Genomic DNA, 24,976 nt, shown 5'->3' with positions numbered 1-24,976 from the left:
TCGAGTACTATCGCTCCTGTTAGCCCAAAAAACATGCCAGTTACAGCCCGTACTTCTCCATTCTGCGGTAAAGTGCGGCCCTGCTGAGTCCGAGTTCGCGCGCTGCATCGGTAATGTTCCCGTTGAAACGTTTCATCGCTTTCACGATCATCGTTTTTTCCATGTCTTCCAGGTCAAAGCCTGTCGCCGTGGTGGGCTGGCCACCTGAGCTTTTTAGGAAAAGGTCATCGGGTTGCAATGTTTTTTCCTGCGAAAGGATCACGGCGCGTTCAATAGCGTGCTGCAATTCACGGATATTTCCCGGCCAGTTGTACTGCTGCATCTTCTTGATCAATGCATTACTGATATCATTAACCGGGCGGTTGTATTTTTTAGCGTATTGTTTCAGATAAAAATCGGCCAGGGCACCAATGTCTTCGGGACGATCGCGGAGCGGTGGCAAATCCAGCTCAATGGTGTTGATCCTGTACAAAAGATCCTGGCGGAATACTTTTTCCGTCACCATTTTTTCGATGTTCATATTGGTCGCGCAGATCAGGCGCACGTCCAGCGCAATGGGCTTGTTGGAGCCTACCCGCGTTACGCGACGTTCCTGAATAACGGTCAATAGTTTGGCTTGTAATCCCAATGTAAGGTTTCCGATCTCGTCGAGAAATATCGTTCCGCCTTTTGCTTCTTCAAATCTGCCCGCGCGGTCTTCTTTTGCATCGGTAAATGCACCTTTGACGTGGCCAAAAAGCTCGCTTTCAAACAATGACTCACTCAGTGCACCTAGATCCACTACTACAAACGGCTTGTCGGAGCGCTTGGAATGCTGGTGTATGTGCTTGGCAAGCTGGGTTTTACCGGTACCGTTCTCGCCGAGTACCAGTACATTGGCATCGGTAGCCGCCACACGTTCTGCAGTCCCGAGCACCTGGCGCATACTTTCACTGGTAGCGACAATGGTATCGGAGGTTGATTTGCCTTTTTTACCATCGTCTTTTGATTTTTCTTCGGCTACGGCAACGACTTTATCCTTGCCGCCTTCGAGTGCTACTGCAATGGTTGCCAGCAATTTATCATTTTCCCAGGGTTTCAACACAAAATCAATGGCGCCAGCCTTTATAGCCCTGATCGCCATTTCAATGTCGCCGTAAGCCGTGATCATGATCACTTTGGCGGCTGGGTTAATGTCAAGAATACGGTCGAGCCAATGAAAACCTTCGCGTCCGCTATTCACGTCGCGGGTAAAATTCATGTCCAGCAGGACCAGGTTATAATCACCGTTGGTGACCAGGAAAGGTAATTTTTGTGGGTTCTTTTCTATATCGACGGCTTTTGCATGGCGTTTGAGCAGCAATTTGGCTGCGCTGAGCACATCGACGTCATCGTCAATAATCAGGATTTTGGCTTCGGAGAGTTGCATGGCTGTTCTTTCTTGTGGTGCGCAAAAGGGTAAATTTCTGCGATAATCGGCTCTATTCTGAATTGTTTGGTAAGATAGCGGATGCAATTCGAATTTTATTTCATAACCAATCAAAAAGTAACTATTTTACCCGAAAAAGGGCATCAATATGCTTGTCCGCCGCCGAACAAAAATGTCCGATAACGGACATTGAAAACTGGTAGAAATTATTAGATTGTATTGATTTTCAAGATATTATAACGGTTTGGTTTCTTTGGCATAGTGATTGGATAATGTATAGGAAAGTGCAACTATCGAATCTCAATCACTATCATATAATGGAAGTTAAAACACCTAACTCAGCAAGCACCAATAACGGATTTACCGGAGGATCGTCGTCTATGGACAAACTGAAACCCAAGAAGTTCTGGACTACCCAGCGGATCGGTATCATCGCCGGTAGTACCCTTTTGGTTGCTTTTCTGGTTTACCAATTCTTTTTTGCTGATAAACGCAGCAAACTGAACGTTGAACAGGATAAACTGACAATCTCCACTGTAAAGCAAGGCAAGTTCGATGAGTTCATCGTGGTAACCGGGGTGGTTCAGCCATTGAAAACCATCCAGCTCGATGCGATTGTAGGCGGATATGTTACCGAAAAACTGATCGAAGGTGGTAACATGGTAAAACAAGGAGATGTACTCTTGAAACTGGAAAACCAAAACCTGAAACTGAGCTTCCTGCAATCAGAAACAGAAGCCAGCCGATTGGTTAATGATCTTCAAAATACACGCCAGAGTCTTAGAATCGCACGATTTAATCTTCAAAAGACATTAAGCGAACTGGATTTCCAGATTGATCAAGCCAAAGATGCGCATGACCGTAATACCAAACTCTATAAAGATAAGGTCATTCCTGACGCAGATTATCTGAAGACAAAAAGAGAATTTGAGCGCCTTACCAAGCAACGCGACATTGAAGTTGAATCTCAGAAATACCAGGAAGAAAACTCCAAAATGCAGATCACGCAATTGGAAGGAACATTGGCCAGTACTCAGAAAAACGTAAATCTGTGGAGACAAACACTTGAAAACCTGTCTGTTAAAGCTCCCGTGTCTGGTTTATTATCATCCATGAATGTGGAAGTAGGTTCTAACATCAACCAGGGGCAGAACATTGGCCAGATCGATGACTTGAATGGTTTCAAAATGCGGGTTAGCGTCGATGAGCATTACATTTCAAGGATTTTTGCAGGATTACAGGGTTCCATGGAATTCAATGCAAAAGATTACGCATTGAAAATCACCAAGATCTATCCTGAGGTACTGAGCGGCCGTTTTGAAGTGGATATGCAGTTCGATAAAGGCGCTCCTGAATTAATCAAAAGAGGCCAGTCGGCACCGATCCGTCTGCAACTGGGACAACCTTCGCAAGCGACATTGCTGCCTGTGGGCGGGTTCTTCTCCGAAACTGGTGGAAACTGGGTATATGTAGTTGGTGACGGCGGAAAACGCGCAGCGAAACGCAAAATCACATTAGGCCGCAAAAACCCTGAATATTTCGAAGTACTGGAAGGGTTGCAGCCCGGTGAGAAAGTGATCACCAGCTCATACGAGAACTTCGGGGATAATGAGGTGTTGGAATTCTAAAAAGGCAGTCGGCACTCGGCAGTCAAGATCGATAGCCGACAGCCGACCGCCGAAGTATAAACTCTATTAGTAATCAATCAATCACAACCTGGCCGACAGCCGATCGCTGAGAGCCGATAGCCAAAGAAAACCCAATGATTAAGATTAACAACCTGCATAAGATTTTTTCTACGGAGGAAGTAGAAACCACTGCCCTGAACGGCATTGACATGGATATTAAAGACGGAGAGTTCGTGGCGATAATGGGGCCTTCCGGTTGCGGAAAATCCACATTGCTCAACATCCTCGGCCTGCTGGATAATCCAAGCGAAGGTTCTTATGAATTTTATGGCACGGAAGTAGCGAAAATGTCGGAGCGTCAGCGTGCTCAGATCCGTAAGGGTAACATTGGTTTTGTGTTCCAGAGCTTCAACCTCATCGACGAACTTACCGTTTATGAAAACGTGGAGCTTCCATTGCTGTACCTGAAAACACCTCCCGCAGAACGCAAGGAAAAAGTAGAAGCAGCGCTTACCCGCATGAACATGATGCACCGCCGCAACCACTTTCCACAGCAGTTATCAGGGGGGCAGCAGCAACGTACGGCTATTGCACGTGCGGTTGTAGCCACTCCTAAAACCATTCTTGCGGATGAGCCTACAGGTAACCTCGACTCCAAAAACGGGGAAGAAGTAATGAACCTGTTAAGCCAGCTTAACGGAGCAGGAACCACGATTCTGATGGTAACTCACTCACCATACGATGCAGGTTTCGCCCATAGGATCGTCAACCTGTTTGACGGAAAGATCGTGACCGAAAAGGTGCATGTTTAAAGGCATTAAGCCAAATACCAAATCTGACCATGAAAAAACTCCTTACCATTTTACTCGCTGGTGTCAGTACGCTGGCGATTGCTCAGAAAAGAAATAATCTGAGCAGAAGCATTGATGACGATGGTAAAACATTGTCCATTCGCGTGACTGGCACTATCGACGGAAAGGAAGTTAATTATAACAAGTCTTTCAATGTGGAGGAACTGTCCAAGGAAGAGCGGATGGCATTGAGGGACAAAGTGCTGGATTCCATTGAGGCGGGTAATATGAACTTGCCGGAACCTCCGAAGCCACGTTCCGCCCCGAAGCCAGCGCCTGGAATGGGTACCATGAAAGCATCCCCCGAACCGATTATGTATTCGTCCAACGGAGCAGACTCCGACGTGATGGCCCAGCCCGATGCCGACAATGTGGTAACAGAAAGTACAGATCTCAAAGGATTTACAAAACATGTCAGATATAGTCCGGATTCAGGGGAGATGTTCCTGAAATACCGGTTCATGAAAAACAATGAGGAATACATCTACGAGAAAACAGTAGACGCATCGGACAAATCTGAAAAAGAACGTCAGCGTATCATTGAAAAATTCGAGAACGAAATAGAGCTTCCTGGAAAAGGGATAGAAATGTGAAATTATGCTGGAAAACTATTTGAAAATTGCGTGGCGCAATCTTCGCAATCACAAGTTTTACTCGTTCCTGAACATCTTTGGCCTTGCACTGGGGCTGGCAAGCTGTTTGCTGATCACGCTGTATGTCGTGGATGAGCTCAGCTATGACCGGTCTTTTGATCATGCGGAACGTATTTACAGGATCAATGCGGATATTCGGTTCGGAGGAGCAGATATGTCGCTCGCGGTCGCGCCGGATCCGCTTGCGTTTACAATGAAGAAGGATTATCCGCAGATTGAACAAGTTGTAAGGCTTCGCGAAAACGGCAGTCAGCTTGTGCGCAGGGCGGAAGCAGCAGAAAACCTCAAAGAAGAACATGTTGTTTATGCCGATTCCACTTTTTTTAAAGTGTTCTCCATTCCGTTGTTAATGGGGGATCCCGAAAAAGCATTGAAAGATCCTCATACGGTTGTCATTTCAGCAACCGATGCAAGGAAATATTTCGGGACAAAAAACCCGATCGGCAAACCGCTGATCGTCGATAATTCTGAAACTTTCACGGTTACGGGTGTCATGCAGGACATTCCCGCCCGGTCACATTTGCGTGACATGAATATGTTGCTTTCTATGAGTTCCAATGAAGAAAGCAGACAAGATGCCTGGGGAAGCCACAATTTTAACACCTACCTTTTATTTAAAGAAGGCGTTGATCCCAAGCAATTCGAAAGCAACTTTGAAACGGTACTTCAAAAATATACGGCAAAATGGCTGGTCAGTTTTTTGGGCGCTTCGCTGGATGAGGTCCGCAAGTCGGGAAGTTATCTGCGCTACACGCTCATGCCGCTCGCGGACATCCATTTGCATTCGGACCGGACGTCGGAGATCAATGTCAACGGAAATATTCAATACGTATATATTTTTGCGGTCGTAGCATTATTCCTGCTGACCATTGCCTGCGTAAACTTTATGAACCTCGCAACGGCGCGTTCGGCGAACCGTGCCAAGGAGGTTGGCGTGCGCAAAGCTCTGGGCTCCGAGCGTTCTTCGCTCGTCAGCCAGTTTCTCACTGAATCAGTGATGCTGAGCTTCTTCTCACTCGCATTGGCCATTATTCTGGCTTACGGGGCACTTCCTTATTTTAATAATCTGGCAGGTAAGCAGGTCACGTTCCCTATCAGCGAGGTCTGGTTCTGGGTTGCATTGTTGGTAACGGGCGGGGTCGTAGGTATGCTGGCAGGGAGTTATCCTGCATTTTTCCTTTCTGGATTTATGCCATTAAAAGTGTTGAAAAACAGCGTAGAGCTCCAAGGAAAGGGAGGTTATCTGCGTAATGCACTCGTTGTTTTTCAATTTGTGATTTCCGTTATGCTCATCGTAGGTACTGGCGTGATTTATCGTCAGCTGAACTTTATCCAAACCAAAAAGCTGGGCTTTAACAAAGATCAGATGCTGATCGTGAATGATGCCTATGCGCTTGATAATCAGGTTAAGGCATTCAAAGAGCAGATTTTGCGCATTCCGAATGTGGAAGGTGCCACGGTAACAAGCTTTTTGCCCACGCCGTCTTCCCGCACTGATCATACGTTTTTCCCGGTTGGACAAATGCAGCAGGACAAAGGCATTAACATGCAGAAATGGGCTGTGGATTTTGATTTTGTGAAAACAATGGGGTTACAAATGGCAAACGGCCGTCCTTTCCAGGAAGAATTTCCATCCGATTCTACCGGTATTGTCATCAATGAAGCTGCTGCAAAAGTGCTGGGATATACCGATCCGGTCGGTAAAAGGATATTCGGATATGAGGATGCAGCTTTGAAACAAAAAGTAACCTACACGATCATAGGCGTGGTAAAAAACTTTCACTTTGAATCTTTAAAGAAAAATATCGGAGCGCTGAGTCTGGTGCTATACAAAAGCAGTGGAAATGTGGTTTTCAAACTGAATGGTGGGGATATGGCCAAAACGGTCGGCCAGGTCGAGCAGCTTTGGAAAAAAATGGCGCCGGGCCAACCATTCAGCTACCGTTTCATGGACGAAGATTTCAACGAGGTTTATCGCAGTGAAGAGCGGGTAGGAAGGATTTTTATCACTTTTGCGGCTATTTCCATTATCATCGGATGCCTCGGATTATTCGGGCTGTCGGCTTATACCGCCGAGCGCCGGACCAAGGAAATTGGTGTCAGAAAAGTGCTTGGAGCTAGCGTGGCGAACATTGTCACGTTGCTTTCGAAGGAATTTTTGAGATTGATCATCATCGCCATTTTTATAGGTATCCCCATTTCCTGGTTTGGCATGAATCAATGGCTCAACGATTTTGCCTACCATGTAGATCTGGCCTGGTGGATGTTCGTCGCAGCAGGAATGCTTGCGATCGTCATTGCGCTGTTAACTGTCAGTTTCCAGAGTGTCAAGGCTGCTTTGATGAACCCGATGAAGAGTTTGAAGAGCGAATAATTACTTCGGCTGTCGGCCGTTGACTTGTTACCTAGGTGCTTTGGTACTGAAATTGACCAATAGGATTTTGATACACTAAAAGCCGACAGCTTTTAACTCCAAAACCGCCGACAGCCGATTGCTGAAAGCCGACAGCCCAATTAATATGTTCAAAAACTACCTGAAAATTGCGTGGCGGAATTTGGTGAAGAACAAGACGTTCAGCCTGATTAACATTCTTGGCCTCGCGCTGGGAATGGCTTGCAGCCTGCTCATTATGTTGTGGGTGCAGGACGAGGTCAGGATGGACCGTTTTCACAAGAATGATGCGCGGCTTTTTTCGGTCATGGAGAACCAGTACTATTCCGGGAGTATCAACACATTTGCTTCTACACCGGGAATTCTCGCCGAAAATATCGTAAAAGACATTCCCGAGATTCAAATGGCCAGTCAGTTACTTTGGGAAGAGTCTCCCGTGTTGATGGCAGGCGATGTTTTTGACAACGAAAAGGGACGTTACGCACAGGGCGATTTCCTGACAATGTTTTCTTTTGAACTGAGCCAGGGCGATCCGAAGACTGCATTGAAACGGCCGGACGGAATAGTGATCTCGCAAAAACTGGCAGATAAGTATTTCAAGGGCCATGATCCTATGGGCAAAACGATCCGCGTTGACAACAAGGATAATGTCATCGTCACAGGTATTCTCAAAGAAATTTCAGCCTACTCATCGATGCAATTCGATTTTCTGATGAGCTATGACCGTTGGCAAAAAAATAACAAATGGTCGCAGGAGTGGGGTAATAATGGTCCCCGCTGTGTCGTGATGCTATCCGGTAACACATCGGTTGAAAAGGTCAATGCCAAGATTAAGGGTTATATCAAGACCAAAAACAAGGATAGCAATGTAGAGCTGTTTCTGATCAATTACGGGGAGTCTTATCTGTATTCCAATTGGGAAGCAGCCAAGCAGAACGGAGGACGTATAGAATATGTCCGTATGTTCACCATTATCGCCATTTTCATTCTGATCATTGCCTGTATCAACTTCATGAATCTGGCTACGGCACGTTCGGTGAAGCGCGCGAAAGAAGTAGGCTTGCGTAAAGTGGTAGGGGCGTACCGAAGCAGTCTGATCGCACAGTTTATGGGAGAATCCATTTTGATTACGATCCTGGCACTTTTCTTGGCGATCGTACTGGTGGTGGTTTTGCTGCCTTCATTTAATACGCTGACTGAGAAAAAGCTACATCTCGATTTTCTCGATCCATCATTGCTTTTACTGCTGCTGGGGTTGGCGGCAATGACCGGCCTGATCGCAGGGAGCTACCCTGCATTGTTTATGTCGTCGCTGAACCCGGTAGTCGTGTTGAAAGGCGCATTGAAATTCAAGCCCAGTGCGGCCTACTTTCGCCAGGGATTGGTCGTGTTTCAGTTCGGACTGTCCATTTTGCTCATCCTCTCCATGATTGTGGTTTACAATCAGATCCAGTATATCCAAAATAAGAACCTTGGCTTTGCACGTGAAAACCTGTTGTATATCAGTGACATAGAGAGGGGGATGGCGAAGAATTTTTCCTCTTTCAAGCAGGCATTGGAGAATGAGCCAGGTATCAAGTCTGTGACCAGTTCTCAGGCTAACCCGTTGAGCTACGGCAGCTCCACGCAGGGTGTTCGCTGGCCTGGAAAAGACACAACACAGCAGCTGCTATTTAATGTGAATCCGTCGGGTTATGGTTTTGTAAAAACAATGGGTATCAAGCTTTTGGATGGGCGCGATTTCAGTCCGGAATTTGGTACTGATACTTCCAACTACCTGATCAATGAAGCGGCGGCCAAGAAAATCGGCTATAAAGATCCGGTCGGTAAGGAGCTCACGATGTGGGGCAAGAAGGGCAAGATCATTGGTTTAATGAAAGATTTTCACATCGGTTCCCTGCACGTGGCTATCGAGCCGTTGATCGTGAGCCTGCAACCAAAACAGGATACCTGGGGTGCGGCGCTGATCCGAACGGAAGCAGGCCGGACGACGCAAGCCATTGCCAATATTGAGAAACTTTTCAAGCAGTACAGTCCTGGAATTCCGTTCAAATACCATTTCGCGGACGAGGAATTTGGCAATTTGTATAAGGCGGAAAACGTCGTCAGCAAGCTTTCCAGTTACTTCGCTTTTCTTGCGATTTTCATTTCCTGCCTTGGTTTGTTTGGCCTTGCCGCATTCACTGCCGAGCAGCGCACCAAAGAGATCGGAGTCCGTAAAGTGTTGGGTGCCAGCATTGCCAATGTCGTAGGAATGCTTTCAATGGATTTCGTGAAACTCGTGGCGCTCGCTGCTTTAATCGCCTTTCCTATTGCCTGGTACTTTCTAAGAGGCTGGCTCGATAAATATGCCTACCGCATTGATATTGAATGGTGGTACTTCGTCGTCGCAGGCATTGCAGCATTGCTGATTGCGCTGTTTACCGTCAGTTTTCAAGCCATCAAAGCCGCACTGATGAATCCCGTGAAGAGTTTGAAGAGCGAGTAGGAAATTATTAGCTAATATCCAGAAAACCAATGTTCCAAAACTACCTCAAAATCGCTTGGCGGAGCCTTGTTAAGTCGAAGGTTTTTTCCTTTGTGAATATCCTCGGGCTTGGTATAGGAATGGCTGTCGCTATGCTGGTTTCATTATGGGTGTGGGATGAAATTTCTTTTGATCGCGGTAACCCAAATTCTGCCCGGGTGGCGAGGGTTATGTTGCAGTCAGTGCAAAATGGCGAGGTAGTAACATCACCTAATATGCCCTTTCCACTTTCAGAAGAGCTTAGGAAAAGCTATCCTGGTGATTTTGAGCACGTGGCCCTGTCCTGGGATACATCAGATTATGACCTGGTCGTGGGAAAGAACAGATTCAGGAAACGAGGCAGATTTATGGAACCGGAAGGAGCTGAAATACTGGCGCCAGAAATGCTGTCGGGTAAGCGTTCCTTTTTGAAAGATCAATCTTCAGTGCTCATTTCTGAGTCAACTGCGAGAGCGATGTTTGGCGGGAGTTCCCCGACTGGGAAAATCCTGACCATTGATGGAGAAATGCAAGCGCAGGTTGCTGGTGTCTTTAAAGATTTTCCCAATAATTCCCAGTTTAGCGATCTTTCCTTTATTGGCCCATGGGACCTTTTTGTTTCGGTAAAAAAGAGGAAATGGATGCAGGAGGCGAGGAGCAACTGGTCTTTAAAAACTTTTGAAATACTGGTTCAGGTTTCCCCTAAAACAACAATAGAGACCGTTTCGGGAAAAATAAAGAATGCAATGCTCAACCGGGTGACCGACATCAAGACGGAGGCTATGTTGAAGCCGGGCGTTATTTTACATCCTATGCACAAATGGCATTTGTTTTCGGAATGGGAGAATGGCCTGAATACGGGAGGTTTTATCGCTTATGTAAGGTTGTTTAGCATCATCGGCGTGTTGGTGCTGATCCTTGCCTGCATTAATTTCATGAATCTGAGTACCGCTCGTTCACAGAAACGGGGAAGAGAAGTAGGCGTGCGAAAGGCAGTGGGTTCTATGCGCAGTCAGTTGATTTTTCAATTTTTGTGCGAGTCGATGATGATGGTCGTTTTCTCGTTTCTGCTCGCATTGGTCTTTGTTGAACTGATATTACCGTTTTTCAATGCTTTTTCAGGCAAAAAAATAGTCTTTCTGTCTGGAAATGATCTGGCAGCTCAGCCATTATTCTGGATCGGTAGCTTAACCGTTTGCACGATCACTGCGGTTTTAGCAGGTCTCTATCCTGCATTTTACCTATCTGCTTTCAAACCTGTGAAAGTGCTCCAATCGGGTTCGGCTTTCTCTAAACATTCAAATGGTTTTCCACGCAGGGCGCTGGTAGTCATTCAATTTTCATTATCTATTATTCTGATCACCGGTACCTGGATAGTGCTGAGGCAAATTCAGTTTGGCAGGGACCGCCATGTTGGTTATGACCGGGAACGACTGGTCAATATCCGCATGTCCAATTTTCATGGATCACTGGAAGCGCTCACGAACGAATTGTTAGGTTCTCCTGACATTGTGCACATAGCACAATCTTCCGGAATGGTTACGGATGTTCGTTCCAATGCTGGTGGTTTCTCATGGTCTGGCAAAGATCCCGGCCTCCACGAAAGTTTCGCAGTCATCGCAGCATCACATGACTACGGAAAGACAGTCGGCTGGCAGGTTCGCGAAGGCAGAGACTTTGAAAGATCTTTTTCATCTGATTCCAATGCCGTTATCCTGAATGAGGCTGCTGTCAAATACATGGGCATCAAGGACCCGGTAGGCAAAACGATCAGATGGAAGGACGATACTTTTAATGATGATGCCTATCACATTGTCGGAGTAGTGAAAGACATGGTGATGGAATCGCCCTTCGCACCCGTGAAGCAGACGATCTATTTCATGACCTATGCCCCGAATTTTTTGTTTTTAAAAATGAATCCGAAGGCAGATTTTACCCAGACGATTACCGAGGTGGAGGCTGCTTTTAGAAAATATGCGCCAGACGCCACATTAGACTACAAACTGGCGGATCAAGAATTTCAGGCAAAATTTCAGAGCGAAGAACGCATCGCAAGTTTGGCCCGACTGTCTGCCTTTTTGGCGATTTTTATCAGCTGTCTCGGTCTTTTCGGGATGGTATCCTTCCTGATTGAACAACGAACCAGGGAAATCGGCATTCGCAAAGTGCTCGGTGCATCTGCCCTCAGACTCTGGGGCTTATTGACCAGCGATTTTGCTGGTTCCGTACTGATATCCAGTCTGATTGCCACGCCGGTAACCTGGTACCTGATGGATACGTGGCTAGATCAATACGAGTACCGGTCATCGATGCCCTGGTGGGTATTTATGGTTTCCTGTGCGGGTTCATTGCTGATCGCATTAGCAACCGTCAGTTTCCAGGCCATCAAAGCTGCATTAATGAACCCCGTGAAGAGTTTGAAGAGTGAGTAGGAAGTCATAGCTAATAGCCAGAAAATCCATGTTCAAAAACTATCTCAAAATCGCTGTTCGTAATCTGACGAGAAACAAGGTTTTCTCGCTGATCAACATTGCAGGCCTGTCGCTGGGCCTCACTTGCTGCATGCTTATCGTGCTTTATACCAAGGATGAGGCCAGTTTTGACCGTTTTCAGGAAAATAAGGATCAGTTGTACAGGATGAAAGTAACCATGTCCGATCCACGGGAAACGCGTACCATCGGCAGTACCAATGCAATTCACGGGCCGACATTCAAAGAAGAAATACCGGAGATCAAGGAAATTGTCAGGGCGCAGACCAATGCATTTGTGACCAAAAAAGGCAATGAGCTTTTGTACGAAGATGTTCTTTTTGCGGATGATAATTTCTTCACCGTTTTCTCCATGCCCCTGCTTTCGGGTGACCCAAAAACGGTTCTGTCGGATCTTCGCTCCATTGTTTTGTCAGAAAAACTGGCTCAAAAGTATTTTAATACGACCAATGCCGTCGGCAGGAGCATTGAGTTGAAAATCGATACTACTTTCGAGTCGTTCATTGTTTCGGGCGTGGCCAAGCAATGTCCCGAAAATTCGTCGGTTCAGTTTGACGCTGTGCTGCCATTTAAATTTCAGGAAGCACGGGGCTGGACGGATAAGGAATGGTTGGGATTTTATATGAACACATTTGTTCTGTTGAATGATAAGGCGGATTACCGTGCCGTTGTCCCCAAGATCAATGCGGTTTTTGCCAACAAATCGGCGGATGAAATCGGGCGGATCAAGGACTTTAACCAAAAAATCAAGTTTGATCTTCAACCATTCCTGAATGTACACCTCGACAGTGAGCTGAATGACATGCGCAATGGCCTCGGCAAAGGCAGCAGCCCCATTTATTCCTATATTCTCTCAGGTATCGCCATTTTTATACTGCTCATCGCCTGCATTAATTTTGTAAACCTGACAGTAGCGAGGTCGCTGAAAAGGGCGAAAGAAATCGGTGTGCGGAAGGTGATCGGCAGCCAGCGGAAACAGCTGGTAGCCCAGTTTTTGGGAGAGTCTTTCTTGCTATCTTTTATTGCGTTTTCGCTGGCTGTTTTACTCACTCAGCTGGTGTTGCCGACATTCAATGAGCTGGCCAATAAGCAGCTGGCACTTCCGTACTTACTCGATAGCGGGCTCATTTCGGGATACATTGCCTTGTTTTTTGTGACGGGTTTCGTGGCTGGTTTTTATCCTGCATTGGTATTGTCGGGTTTCAGTCCGGTAGAAACTTTATATAATCGCACGCGCCTTGCGGGCAAAAACTATCTGACCAAAGGTCTGGTGGTGTTTCAGTTTGCATTGTCCGTTTGCCTTGTGATCGGTACCATTGTGATCTACTCGCAGTTCAAGTATCTGACTGATAAGGATTTAGGGTACAATGACAAAAACCTGTTCAGTTTCGGCCTGGGTCGCGGCCGGGCGGGTGAACAAAAGCTTGACGTGATTAAAAATGAATTGAGTACTGTGCCTGGAATTGCTTCCGTGGCTGCCTGGAATGGTAACTACAATGGCACGGTTGCCAAAGTGGATGGTAACGAGATCGGTTTCGGATACATCGGCGTGGACGATAATTTTCTTTCAACACTTCAAATTCCGATCGCGAAAGGGCGCAATTTCTCGAAGGACTTTCCTTCCGATCCTACGCAGTCCGTGGTCGTGAATGAAGCATTTGTCAGGGAAGCAGGCTGGAAAGATCCGGTTGGAAAAGTCATTGATTTTGAATGGAAAAAGACGAAAATGAATGTGGTAGGCGTCATCAAAGACTATCATTACGCCTCTCTGAAGGATACCATCAAGCCATTGATCATGACGCAGGACCCGAATTACAGCCGGGGGACAATTTATGCCAAGCTGGATACGAAGGACATTCCTGCGACGATCAAAGCGATAGAAACGATTTTTAGGAGACACATTAAATTCCTTCCTTTTGAATACAAATTTGAAGAGGCTACCAACCTGAAAAGATATGAAAGGGAAGCTAAGTGGAAGGAAATGATCACATTAGCCGCCATTCTTTCCATTTTTGTTTCCTGTATCGGCTTGTTCGGATTGGCCACTTTCAATGCGGAAACGCGGGTGAAGGAAATCGGCATACGGAAGGTACTCGGTGCGTCGGTAGCCAGCATTACCGCGCTACTATCCACAGATTTTATCAAACTGGTTTTGATAGCCATCGTCATAGCGATGCCGCTGGCTTATTATGCCGTTCACATCTGGCTGGAAAACTTCCCTTACCGGATCGAAATTTCGTGGTGGTACTTTGCATTCGCCGGATTCTTAGCCATTTGCGTTGCCATGCTGACGGTCGGTTATCAGAGCATCAAAACTGCAATGCTGAATCCGGTTCGGTCGCTAAAAACGGACTAGTATAGGCCGTCGGCTGTCAGACTTCGGCTGTCGGCTTTTGTTATTTGGGTATTTGTATAAATTATTAAAAAAGGCCAAAAGCTAACTGCTAAAAGCCAATCGCCGAAAGCCGAAGTCTCCAAAACTATGCTCAAAAACCACATTAAGATCGCATTCCGAAACCTTTTGTCTTCCCGGCTTTTTACAACGATCAATGTGATCGGATTGACCGGAGGAATGGTTACGGCAGTTTTTATTTTATTATGGGTTAAAAATGAACTGAGCTTCGACGCCTATCATGAGAAAACAGACCGGATCAGCCGGGTAGTGACGCATTTGAAGGTGAGTAAGGAAGAAACCTGGCATTGGTCGGTTACTCCGATGCTACTCGCACCGTACACTAAATCGATCCCTGAAATTGAAACCGTTACCCGGAAAAATGATGCCGGTGGTTTGTCCATCAGGATCGGTGACCGGAAGATCATTGGCGACAATGCCATTTACGTTGATTCCAATTGGTTTGCTGTGTTTGACTATCAGTTTATTGACGGTTCGGCAGCCCAATTTGCGTCGGGCATAAGAAATATCGCGATGACGGAAGGCAGGGCGGAACAGCTTTTCGGGACGCCAAATGCAGTCGGCAAAATTTTAAAAATCGACACGCTGGATTACACAGTTGCAGGAGTGTTCAAAAACAATCCGGCCAATTCAAGTTTCCAAGATGACCTGATACTGCCGCTGGCAGCCTATTGGACCAATCCCAAGAACCTTGAAAATGACAAGAGCTGGAACCAGTTTAACTATGAGACGTTCATTGTAACGAACAAAGACGCGGATCGTCGTAAGGTTTCCGAAAAGCTTTCAGCGATGATTGCCAATTTCAAAAGGGACGAAAAAGGCAAGCCCGACACGGATACCAAGTTGGAAGCCGAGGCGATTACTGATATGCATTTTAATGCTGAGATCCAGAATGCCGGGCAGAATAAGGGCGACAAACGTACCATTTATATTTTCTTCGGACTGGCGCTGGTTATCCTGTTGGTGGCCTGCATTAATTATATCAACCTCACAACCGCGCGGGCAAGTATCCGGCTGAAAGAGGTAGGCGTCAAAAAGCTTTTGGGAGCTAAGCATTCGCATCTTTTCAGCCAGTTTATGGTTGAGTCCATGATGACCTGTCTCAGCGCGTTCACATTGGCTCTGATGCTCGTTTACCTGCTGTTACCGGCATTCAATGAGCTGACTGGCAAAATGTTCACGTTTTCGCTCACCAGTGCATCGCTATGGTACGTGCTGATTGGTACTACCGCGTCGGCCATCGTGCTGACGGGCGTTTACCCGTCGTTGTTACTGTCTTCATTCAAGCCTTTTGAGGCATTGAGGGGGAATAATGTGCTGGGTTCTACCAATGCAGCGTTCAGGAAAGGGCTGGTCGTTTTGCAGTTTACTGTGACCGTTGTGTTCCTGATAGCTACGCTGGTTGTTTTTCAGCAAATGAAATTCATTCGGGAGAAAGAACTGGGTTTCGATAAGGGGCATACATTTACTTTCCGTCTTCCGTGGGGTATGGTACCCAAGGTCGAGGCTTCGGTTTTCAAAGAAAGACTGTTAAGTGAGTCCAATATTGCGGATGTTACTGTCGCGAGCCAGAGCATTGTCCAGATCAACAGTAGTACCACAGGTTCCTATGACTGGAATGGTCGCCCAAAGGATTTCAATCCGACTGTGTCACAAATAGCGGTTGAGGACAATTTTCAAAAGATGTTCGACCTCAAAATGGCGTCAGGCCATTGGTTCAGGTCGCACAGCATTGCGGACAATAGCAATGTGATATTAAATGAAACTGCTGTTAAAAAGCTCAATCTGCCCAAACCGATATTAGGGCAACGGTTTGATTTTCAGGGTAAAAAAGGTGTGGTGATTGGTGTTGTGAAGGACTTTCATTTCAACAGTCTTCGCGAGAAAATTGCACCGCTCGTATTGTTTACGGATAGTAAATGGAGTTCCGGCATTTATGTAAAAACGTTACCAGGGAAAGAGGCGCAGGCTATCAGGGCGGTTGAAAAAGTTTGGAATGAAATGATCCCCAACTACGCGCTGGATTATAAATTTCTCGACGAAACTTACGACCGGCTTTACAGCAGCGAAGAGCGAACGGCTTCTTTGTTCAATACATTTACATTGGTTGCGATATTGATTTCTTGCCTGGGGTTGTTCGGGCTGGCCACATTCACAGCAGAGCGACGCATTAAAGAGATCGGTATCCGCAAAGTGCTGGGAGCCTCGGTGTCCACCATTGTTTCATTGCTGACAAAGGACTTTATCGTCCTGGTCGTAATCTCGATCATTGTGGCGTCGCCGGTTGGGTATTATTTTATGGATAAATGGCTGCAAGGTTTCCAATATCGGATCGACCTGAGCTGGTACCTTTTCGCATGGGCAGGCATTGTGGCCATCGTTATCGCCGTTTTCACGATCAGCTATCAGAGTATCAGGGCAGCATTAGCGAATCCGGTCAACTCATTGAAAACCGACTAACCTATCCCATCATGTTCAGAAATTACTTCAAAATCGCGTTTCGTACTTTGTGGAAAAATCGCCTGTTTACGGCAATCAATGTGATAGGGCTTTCGCTCGGGTTGGGCAGTGCTGGTGTGCTGATCCTGTTCATTCAGCGCGGGATCACGTTTGATACTTTTCATCAGGACAACGACCAGATCTATTACTTGCAGACAGAAGCCAAGGACGGGCGTTACAATAAAACCGTTTACCCGATCCTGGACCAGCTTTTAAAAACTTATCCTGAAATAGAGGCCGGTACCCACGTTCAGGGCTGGAATAATGCCTGGATGAATTACAAAGGAAAGGATCTGCAAAAGGACACGAAATATGTCGAAAGCAGCTTTTTCGATATTTTTTCTTTCAAACTCAAATACGGCGACAGGAAAACCGCATTTAAAAGGAAAGAGTCTATCGTACTCACCCAGGAGGTTTCGGAAGCACTTTTCGGTGCCAGAAATCCGGTCGGCGAAACGATCACTATTAATGATACCACTGCTGTGACTGTCACAGGTGTTTTGGAACCCATACCTGCCAATTCTTCCATTCAGTTTGATGTTTTGATGCCCATTGCCAATCTGGAAGCGAACAAGGGTTTTATGGAGAATGCAGATTGGTTCAACACATTTGCATCGGTTTATGTGAAAGTAAGGAAAGGCGCGGACATGCAAAAGCTGGAAAAGCAGTTCCCGGCATTTGTGAAAACCCATTTTGCAGCGGAGGTTAAAGACCGTAAAATACATCTCATTCCTTTCAAAGATTTTATCCATTACGAAAATCCGGGTTTCAAAGGAATGATCTATGGCGCCGGGACCATTGTCGTGTTTATTTTATTGATTATCAGCATTAACCTGCTCAATCTCAACACTGCGATATCATTCACACGTGCCAAGGAAGTGGCGGTTCGTAAAGTGACGGGTTCTACGCTGCGGCAGCTTCTGATCCAGTTCTGGACCGAATCGGGTATTGTGCTGGTAGCATCGCTGGCTCTTTCGGTGGTGCTGGCGATATGGTACCTGGTACCGCAGTTCAATGAGTTCAGGAAAGGCAGAATGCAGCTGGTAGTCGATTGGGCGCAGGATTATCCGACGGTATTGACGCTGTTATCGATCATTTTAGTGATTGCATTTATAGCTGGAACATACCCGGCCATGTACCTGAACAAACTGGATTTGCGGGACACGATCAATGGGAAGCTGTCCAGTAAACCTAAATCCAGCACCTGGACCAGGAGCGGACTGATCGTTGTCCAATTTGCAGTTTCATTCATACTCATGATCGGCGCGATCAGCGTCCACAAGCAGATCGCTTTCATGCGATATTCCAATCCTGGTTTTGAGAAGGAGAATGTGGTAGTCGTGCAGTCGGACTTGCAATATAAGGACGAGGAAGGTGCTGTGAGCCAGTTCAAAGGGATATTGAATGACCTGCAACAAAATTCCAATGTAAAAAGTATGGCAACTTCCGGTGTGGTACCAACGAAGTATTGGATCAATTACAACATCTATCAGCCCGAGGGCCAGAGTGATCAGGAAGTGCGGTTCCGGCATGTAGGTGCGGGTTCAAGGTACGCCGAAACTTTTGGAATAAAATTGGTGGAAGGGAGAGATTTTTCAGACGAGCTGGACAAGGATGGCGAAAACAAGCCGGTCATTATCAATGAGGCGGCGATGAAAGCGATGGGATGGAAATCGGCTGTGGGCAAACGATTGAGACAGAAGAACAATCCTGAAATGTACACGGTGATCGGCGTGATGAAGGATTTTCACTATCAGGAAATGCGGGAAAAAATAGAGCCACTGCTGCATTGGTACGAAGGAAAAACGTCACTGAACTCCTATTTGAGCATTAAATTCAATGATATGGAGCAGGCAAAGGTGATCCTGGCTGATCTCGAAGCGAAGACCAAGACGATCCCTGCTAAAAAACCTTTCAGCTACTTCTATTTGTCGGAAGAGGTGAGCCGGCAGTATAACCACCTTGACGGCCTTCTGAAAATGGCTGATTTTGTGACAGTCCTATCCATTATCATCGCTTTTGCAGGGATTTTCGGACTGATCAGTCTGGCCGCTAACCAACGTACCAAAGAAGTAGGTATCCGCAAAGTGCTGGGTGCGAGCGTTTATGCTATCACGGTTTTATTGTCCAGAGAATTCGTAGTGCTCGTGCTGATCTCCATTGTGATCGGTACGCCCATTGCTTACATGCTGGTCAGCAAGTATCTGAACGCTTTTCAGTATCACATTGCAATATCATGGTACATCTACGCGATCGTAGGTCTCTCGGGATTGATCCTCACTGCATTGACAGTCGGCGTACAAAGCATTAAAGCTGCGCTGATGGATCCGGTGAAGAGTTTGAGGAATGAGTAGGGGCGGCTGTCGGCTTTCGGCTGTCGGCTTTTTGTAAATGAGTTTATTAGCATGATTTTGGAATTATCGCTAATTTTGGATAGAACAAAAATGCTTTGCTATGAATTTAGACCGTATTACGTTTGATCCGCAGGTGATGGGAGGAAAGCCATGTATCAGAGGGATGAGGGTTACCGTGGGAACGATTGTAGGTCTTGTTGCATCTGGCAGAGACTTTGATGAGATTTTACAAGTATATCCCTATCTTGAAACAGAGGACATAAAGCAGGCTCTGGCCTACGCGGCCTGGCGATCGGAGGAAATTGAAGTTCCGTTCCAAGCCGCATGAAGATATTGATTGATATGAATCTGTCACCTACATGGGCAGTATTTTTAAAAGAAAATCATATTGAAGCCATACATTGGTCAGTGGTAGGTCGGGCGACCGATCAAGATTTTGTAATTTTTGAATATGCCAGACTGAATAGTTATATAGTTTTTACAAATGATCTGGATTTCGGCTCAATTCTCGCTGCGACGAACGCCAATGCTCCCAGTGTTTTTCAGATTAGAGGCCAGAATCTATTACCGGATGTCATTGGCGACAAGGTTGTGGAATGCTTAAAACAGTACGAACACTACCTTAAAGAGGGCAGTCTTGTAACACTATTTGATCAAAAATCAAAAGTGAGAATACTTCCTTTACATTAATCCTAACGCAAGTCCAATACCGAACAAAAGTGTCCGAAACCGGACACTTTTTTGATTGTATAGTGATTGTAAATACTTGATTATCAGATTGTTATTAGTGATTGTGTTGGGTTGGTATAATTATTCCTCTGTGGCCTTTTGGAGCCTTTGCACAGAATGTTGCCAATCTGTTAGCCATGATCAAAAATTACCTAAAAATCGCCTGGCGGAATATGCTGAAAAGCAAGCTGTTTTCCGCTATTAATGTGTTTGGACTGTCGGTAGGAATGACCTGCTGCATGCTGCTGCTGCTTTATATTTTAAGCGAAATGTCGTTTGACAAACACCAGGAGCATGTGAATGAACTGTATCTGGTGAGGAGTGAAAATGTTCGGTTCAGTGGCGAGAAAATGGACAATCCCAGGGCCCCGTCGCCGTACGCTCAGGCCCTGAAACAGGAGTTCCCGGAAGTGGTCCAGGTTACCCGGGCATGGATTAACTTCCTTGAAAACAAGACATTACTCAAAGTTGAAAAATCCGGTAAGACAGTAAAGTCGATTTTTGAGACCAAGGGTTGTCATGTCGATTCCACGTTTTTCGATATGTTTTCCTACCATTTCGTGGAAGGTGACCCGAAAACCGCCCTCGATGATCCGCATTCGGTGGTATTGTCGGAAGATGTTGCCAGCAAATTGTTTGGCAATGTTTCGCCCATCAATAAGGTCATCAATATTGGCGGCACTGAGGGGAATGCTGAAAATTTCAAGGTGACAGGTGTTTATCGCGACGAAAGTGCCCGTTCACATTTTGATGCACGCTACTTTCTGCCAATGAAGTCGGGATGGGTTGGGAATTATTTACGCCAACCCAATCAGGACTTTACGAACAACAACATGTTTTACACCTACATCAGGGTAAAGCCAGGGACTGATCCCGAAAAGTTTAATAAAAAACTCCCTGCATTTGTCGACAAGTACGCAGGAAAAGATATAAAAGCAGCCGGTTACGCCAAACACATGACGTTGCTGCCTGTCAAAGATATCCACTTGTTTAACAAGATTACGGACATTATCACACCCACCACGAGTACCACTTATTTGTACGTGTTGGCCTCCATTGCCCTGTTTACTTTGCTGATCGCTTGTATCAACTTCATGAACCTGGCCACAGCTAGGTCCGCGAAACGGGCGGCAGAGGTCGGGATCAGGAAGGTGATGGGAGCCGGAAAAGGTGGGTTAATAGGCCAGTTTTTGGGGGAATCGATGGTTCTTACCTTTTTGGCTTTGATTTTTGCATTGGTGATCGTGGTAGTGTCCCTGCCGTTATTTAATCAGATTTCGGATAAAAAGTTGCTAATCTCTGATTTATTCGAACCTGAAATAGTGGCCTCTTTTGTTGTTCTGGCATTAATAACTGGTTTGCTTTCTGGTAGCTATCCTGCATTTTATTTATCGGTTTTCAACCCGCTGGACGTCATCAAAGGCAAGTTTGTGAATTCCGTTTCAGCAACCGCGTTGAGAAGGGGGCTCGTGGTATTTCAGTTTGTGATTTCCATTGGACTGGTGGTGGCAACGATGGTCATCCAGGGACAAATCAGTTTCATGCGGGATCAGCCGCTTGGTTTTACAAAGAATCAGCAGATTGTAATCCCTTTGCGCAGCGATCAGGCGCGCAAATCTTATGCTTCGCTGCGAAATGAGATTTTACAAAATAATCAGATAACCGCCGCTTCCGGAACTTCCTATTATCCCGGAATCAAAAATCCAAGTGACATGTCGGTGTACAGACCGGATCAGACGATGGATGAAGGGGCTAATGTGAAGACAAACTGGGTTGCACCGGATTTTATGAAAACGATGGGATTCGAAATGGCAGCAGGCCGAATGCTGTCGGCGGAATTTCCGGGAGATACCAATTCTAAAATGGTCGTTAACGAGGCTACGTTACGGAAATTTGGCATACCACTTGACAAAGCTGTCGGTTCTAAACTCAATGTCAACAGGGAAGAGGGCAAAGCACATGGTTTAGAAATCGTAGGTGTGGTAAAAGATTTTCACTTTGAAGGCTTGCACAAGGTCATTGAGCCGTACGCACTTTTTCCATATTTTGGAGACGATTTCAACTACATCATCGCCCACGTCAATACTTCCGACGTAAGCAAAGCCCTACCGTTTTTGGAAGAAAAATGGAAATCCATGGTGCCGGACGAACCGTTCTCGTATAGCTTTCTGGACGAGGATTTTCAACGAAACTACACGGCAGAAGCCCGTACTTCCCGCATTGTCAATTCATTTACAGTGATTTCTATCCTGATTTCCTGCCTCGGTTTGTTTGGGCTGGCGGCCTTCGCTGCGCAACAACGGATTAAAGAGATTGGTGTAAGAAAGGTTCTTGGCGCATCTGTAGGCAGCATTGTCAGGTTGCTATCCGGTGATTTTATCAAACTGGTGATCGTGTCCATTGTGCTCGCGACCCCGCTGACCTGGTACCTGGTGGACAAGTGGCTGGCCGACTTTGCGTATAAGATCAGCATTCAATGGTGGATGTTTGTACTGGCCGGTGGATTGGCTGTGGTCATTGCCATGATTACCGTCAGTTCCCAGGCAATCAAAGCAGCGATTACCAATCCGGTCAAATCTTTAAAAAGCGAATAAAATTAGCCATATACCAAATTTGAAGCCATGTTCAGAAACTACATTAAAATAGCGCTCCGAAACATCTGGAAGAGCAAGGGGTACGCTCTTATTAACATTGTCGGCTTGTCAGTCGCATTCAGTATCAGCGTTTTTTTGTTCCTGACAGCCTATTTTGCGCTGTCATTCGATAATTTTCACGCAGATAAGAAGCGTATTTACCAGGTTTATTTTGCTTCCAATGATCCTGAAAAAGCAAACAAAGCAGGATCTATGCCTTTCCCGATCACGCCCGCACTGAAAGCCGAATTCCCGGAGATTGAAGAAATCGCCAGGGTCGTGAATGGTAGCAATGTGCTGGAATACAAAGGCAAATATTTTGACAAGAATATCAAGTTCACCGATCCGGGATTTTTGAAAATATTCTCTTTTCCACTTGTAAAAGGCAGCAGGGAAGCGGCCTTGCAGGATTTGAGCAGTATTGTCATTACTGAAAATATGGCCAAAGCCGTTTTTGGCAGTGAGGATCCGATGGGGAAGCAGGTGCAAATAGGGCTGGATGCTGACAAGATGCAATATGTAGTGACGGGCGTAATGGCAGATTTTCCTGATAATTCATCGCTCAGATTTGATGCCGTTGTGAGGAGCGAGAATGCGGGAGGTTATCAGAGTCAGAAAGATCAGTGGGATGCGCATTCACACAACGTTTTTGTAAAATTAAAACCGTCCACAGACCAGCTTGCATTTGAAAAGCGTCTTAAACCATTTACAAAAAAATATTTCAGTGAAAGCATTGCCTCCCTCAAGAGGCAGGGTGCAGTGCCTGACGAGCGAGGGGATATTTTCGCTATCCGACTGCAAAATCTAGAAAAATTGCATTTTGACACGGCACTCGCTGGCGGAGGCGGTGCACCCATTGCGTTGGTTTATGCATTAATGGGTATCGGTTTTTTCATATTGCTGATCGCCTGTATCAATTTTATCAATCTCAATGTCGCTCGATCATTCATCCGTGCACGGGAAGTGGGTGTCCGTAAATCGCTGGGCGCATTAAAAAACCAACTGTTTTTGCAGATTTGGGGAGAGGCGGGAGTCATTTGTTTTCTGGGCTTTTTGAGTGGAATTGTACTGGCTATCCTGCTGCTTCCGACGTTCAATGCCACGTTCCAGGGGAAATTGAGTTTGGATTACATGCTTGAACCGGACAAACTGGCGCTTCTGGTGGGTCTTTTCTTATTGGTAACAACGATCGCCGGCGGCTATCCGGCCTGGCAAATGTCGAAGTTCAATGCCGTTGAAGTGCTGAAAGGGAAAGTATCGTTGAAGAAACCCGGCTTGCTTCGTAATTCGCTCATCATTGCGCAGTTTACATTGTCCAGTCTGCTGATTTGCTGTACGGTCATTGCTGTCCAGCAGGTAGACCATTTACGGAAAGAGCCACTTGGTTTTCAAAAAGAGCAGGTGATCAGTATTCCGGTGGGAAGCAAGGTCAATAGCCAGCAGGTGTTACAAAGGTTGCGCGGTAAACTGGAAGGTGATCCTCAGATTCTGGGTATTACGGGCAGCGGCGTAAACCTGGGCATGGGGCTGGACAGAAGTTCGTCAAGAAGTGTGATCGGGTTTACTTATAAAGAAAAAGAAATATCCTCCGACTGGCTTCATATTGATTATGATTATTTAAAAACGCTCAATATCAAATTATTAGCGGGCCGTGAATTCAATCCGGCGTACCAGAGCGATACTTTGGACAGGGTGATCATCACAGAAAGTATGGCCAAAATGATCGGCGAGAAAGAGCCCGTTGGCAAATATTTCCAAACCGACACTGCCGGTGTAAAGTATCAGATCATCGGCCTGATTCCTGATTTTAACCTCTATTCCTCTAAAAACGGGAAGAAACCGATCACCATGTATCTTTCCCGCTCCCAGTCGCTTTCGTACATATTCGTACGGGTGACGCCACAGAGCCTGGCCGTTTCAATGGATAAGCTGAAACGTGTCTGGAAAGAAATTGCGCCGGAATCTGAATTCATCGGTTCCTATGTAGATGAAAATACCAATGCATGGTACCGGGAAGAGGAGCGGTTGTCGCAGGTTTTCAGCCTTGCCTCGGGAGTGGCCATTGTGTTATCCTGTCTGGGTTTGTTCGCCGTTGCATTGATCGTGATGGAACAGCGTACCAAGGAAATAGGCGTACGCAAAGTGCTAGGCGCGAGCATTTCCAACCTGGTATATGTATTATCGAGGGATTTTGTCAAACTCGTGCTTATTGCAATTGTCATTTCCACGCCGCTAGCCTGGTTCGCGATGCAAAAATGGCTCGATAACTATCCCTACCGCATCGAAATCAGTCCAATGGTATTTATTATCGTAGGTCTCGCCGCCGTCGTGATAGCCGTAGTCACGGTAAGTTTCCAAAGCATCAAGGCTGCGCTGATGAATCCAGTGAAGTCGTTAAAGAGCGAGTAGTGGTCAGTTAAC

The 24,976-nt window shown here is 46.1% G+C and carries 14 protein-coding genes; 13 read left to right on the top strand and 1 reads right to left on the bottom strand.

The features are described from left to right. Window positions 1-40: 40 nt before the first annotated feature. The gene (locus ABIO93_RS32235) at window positions 41-1,408 is read right to left on the bottom strand and encodes a sigma-54 dependent transcriptional regulator (RefSeq protein ID WP_348074166.1); all 1,368 of its coding nucleotides are present in this window, start codon (window positions 1,406-1,408) and stop codon (window positions 41-43) included. 380 nt (window positions 1,409-1,788) lie between these two features. On the opposite strand from ABIO93_RS32235, the gene ABIO93_RS32230 reads away from it, so the two are divergent. The 13 genes from ABIO93_RS32230 (at window position 1,789) to ABIO93_RS32170 (ending at window position 24,964) form a co-directional block, all read left to right on the top strand. Beyond that, window positions 1,789-3,036, top strand: a complete 1,248-nt coding sequence (locus tag ABIO93_RS32230) for an efflux RND transporter periplasmic adaptor subunit (RefSeq protein ID WP_348074231.1) — start codon at window positions 1,789-1,791, stop codon at window positions 3,034-3,036. A 134-nt stretch (window positions 3,037-3,170) separates the two neighbouring features. Next, window positions 3,171-3,848 (top strand): ABC transporter ATP-binding protein, encoded by a 678-nt coding sequence (locus tag ABIO93_RS32225; protein ID WP_348074165.1) that lies wholly within the window; start codon window positions 3,171-3,173, stop codon window positions 3,846-3,848. A 29-nt stretch (window positions 3,849-3,877) separates the two neighbouring features. Then, window positions 3,878-4,480, top strand: coding sequence for a hypothetical protein (locus tag ABIO93_RS32220; RefSeq protein WP_348074163.1), 603 nt, complete (start codon window positions 3,878-3,880; stop codon window positions 4,478-4,480). Between the two features lie 4 nt (window positions 4,481-4,484). Further along, a complete protein-coding gene (locus tag ABIO93_RS32215) occupies window positions 4,485-6,914 on the top strand; it encodes an ABC transporter permease (protein WP_348074162.1) in 2,430 nt (809 codons plus the stop codon). Window positions 6,915-7,059: 145 nt separating this feature from the next. Next, entirely contained in the window at window positions 7,060-9,420 is a 2,361-nt protein-coding gene (locus ABIO93_RS32210; protein ID WP_348074161.1) for an ABC transporter permease, read from the top strand. Window positions 9,421-9,449: 29 nt separating this feature from the next. After that, complete coding sequence (locus tag ABIO93_RS32205) at window positions 9,450-11,870, top strand: ABC transporter permease (protein ID WP_348074160.1); 2,421 nt, start codon at window positions 9,450-9,452, stop codon at window positions 11,868-11,870. A gap of 28 nt (window positions 11,871-11,898) precedes the next feature. Further along, window positions 11,899-14,283, top strand: a complete 2,385-nt coding sequence (locus tag ABIO93_RS32200; RefSeq protein WP_348074159.1) for an ABC transporter permease — start codon at window positions 11,899-11,901, stop codon at window positions 14,281-14,283. A 126-nt stretch (window positions 14,284-14,409) separates the two neighbouring features. After that, window positions 14,410-16,800: an ABC transporter permease gene (locus ABIO93_RS32195; protein ID WP_348074158.1), complete on the top strand. Its 2,391-nt coding sequence runs from the start codon at window positions 14,410-14,412 to the stop codon at window positions 16,798-16,800. Between the two features lie 11 nt (window positions 16,801-16,811). After that, the gene (locus tag ABIO93_RS32190; protein ID WP_348074157.1) at window positions 16,812-19,193 is read left to right on the top strand and encodes an ABC transporter permease; all 2,382 of its coding nucleotides are present in this window, start codon (window positions 16,812-16,814) and stop codon (window positions 19,191-19,193) included. A gap of 100 nt (window positions 19,194-19,293) precedes the next feature. Further along, entirely contained in the window at window positions 19,294-19,521 is a 228-nt protein-coding gene (locus ABIO93_RS32185; protein WP_348074156.1) for a DUF433 domain-containing protein, read from the top strand. Continuing rightward, window positions 19,518-19,883, top strand: coding sequence for a DUF5615 family PIN-like protein (locus ABIO93_RS32180; protein WP_348074155.1), 366 nt, complete (start codon window positions 19,518-19,520; stop codon window positions 19,881-19,883). Before ABIO93_RS32185 ends, ABIO93_RS32180 begins: the two co-directional genes overlap by 4 nt. A 176-nt stretch (window positions 19,884-20,059) precedes the next feature. After that, window positions 20,060-22,516: an ABC transporter permease gene (locus tag ABIO93_RS32175; RefSeq protein ID WP_348074154.1), complete on the top strand. Its 2,457-nt coding sequence runs from the start codon at window positions 20,060-20,062 to the stop codon at window positions 22,514-22,516. Between the two features lie 27 nt (window positions 22,517-22,543). Next, the gene (locus ABIO93_RS32170) at window positions 22,544-24,964 is read left to right on the top strand and encodes an FtsX-like permease family protein (RefSeq protein ID WP_348074153.1); all 2,421 of its coding nucleotides are present in this window, start codon (window positions 22,544-22,546) and stop codon (window positions 24,962-24,964) included. Window positions 24,965-24,976: the final 12 nt, after the last annotated feature.

Source organism: Dyadobacter sp. (assembly GCF_039919315.1).
Taxonomy (GTDB): domain Bacteria; phylum Bacteroidota; class Bacteroidia; order Cytophagales; family Spirosomataceae; genus Dyadobacter.
This window is presented reverse-complemented; position numbering and strand designations above follow the sequence as displayed.

Excerpts from the sequence above, each read along its gene's own strand:
- ABIO93_RS32195 (WP_348074158.1), top strand. The coding sequence starts at position 14,410 with ATGCTCAAAAACCACATTAAGATCGCATTCCGAAACCTTTTGTCTTCC.
- ABIO93_RS32180 (WP_348074155.1), top strand. The coding sequence starts at position 19,518 with ATGAAGATATTGATTGATATGAATCTGTCACCTACATGGGCAGTATTT.
- ABIO93_RS32230 (WP_348074231.1), top strand. The coding sequence starts at position 1,789 with ATGGACAAACTGAAACCCAAGAAGTTCTGGACTACCCAGCGGATCGGT.
- ABIO93_RS32215 (WP_348074162.1), top strand. The coding sequence starts at position 4,485 with ATGCTGGAAAACTATTTGAAAATTGCGTGGCGCAATCTTCGCAATCAC.
- ABIO93_RS32210 (WP_348074161.1), top strand. The coding sequence starts at position 7,060 with ATGTTCAAAAACTACCTGAAAATTGCGTGGCGGAATTTGGTGAAGAAC.
- ABIO93_RS32235 (WP_348074166.1), bottom strand. The coding sequence starts at position 1,408 with ATGCAACTCTCCGAAGCCAAAATCCTGATTATTGACGATGACGTCGAT.
- ABIO93_RS32205 (WP_348074160.1), top strand. The coding sequence starts at position 9,450 with ATGTTCCAAAACTACCTCAAAATCGCTTGGCGGAGCCTTGTTAAGTCG.
- ABIO93_RS32185 (WP_348074156.1), top strand. The coding sequence starts at position 19,294 with ATGAATTTAGACCGTATTACGTTTGATCCGCAGGTGATGGGAGGAAAG.
- ABIO93_RS32175 (WP_348074154.1), top strand. The coding sequence starts at position 20,060 with ATGATCAAAAATTACCTAAAAATCGCCTGGCGGAATATGCTGAAAAGC.
- ABIO93_RS32220 (WP_348074163.1), top strand. The coding sequence starts at position 3,878 with ATGAAAAAACTCCTTACCATTTTACTCGCTGGTGTCAGTACGCTGGCG.
- ABIO93_RS32225 (WP_348074165.1), top strand. The coding sequence starts at position 3,171 with ATGATTAAGATTAACAACCTGCATAAGATTTTTTCTACGGAGGAAGTA.
- ABIO93_RS32190 (WP_348074157.1), top strand. The coding sequence starts at position 16,812 with ATGTTCAGAAATTACTTCAAAATCGCGTTTCGTACTTTGTGGAAAAAT.
- ABIO93_RS32170 (WP_348074153.1), top strand. The coding sequence starts at position 22,544 with ATGTTCAGAAACTACATTAAAATAGCGCTCCGAAACATCTGGAAGAGC.
- ABIO93_RS32200 (WP_348074159.1), top strand. The coding sequence starts at position 11,899 with ATGTTCAAAAACTATCTCAAAATCGCTGTTCGTAATCTGACGAGAAAC.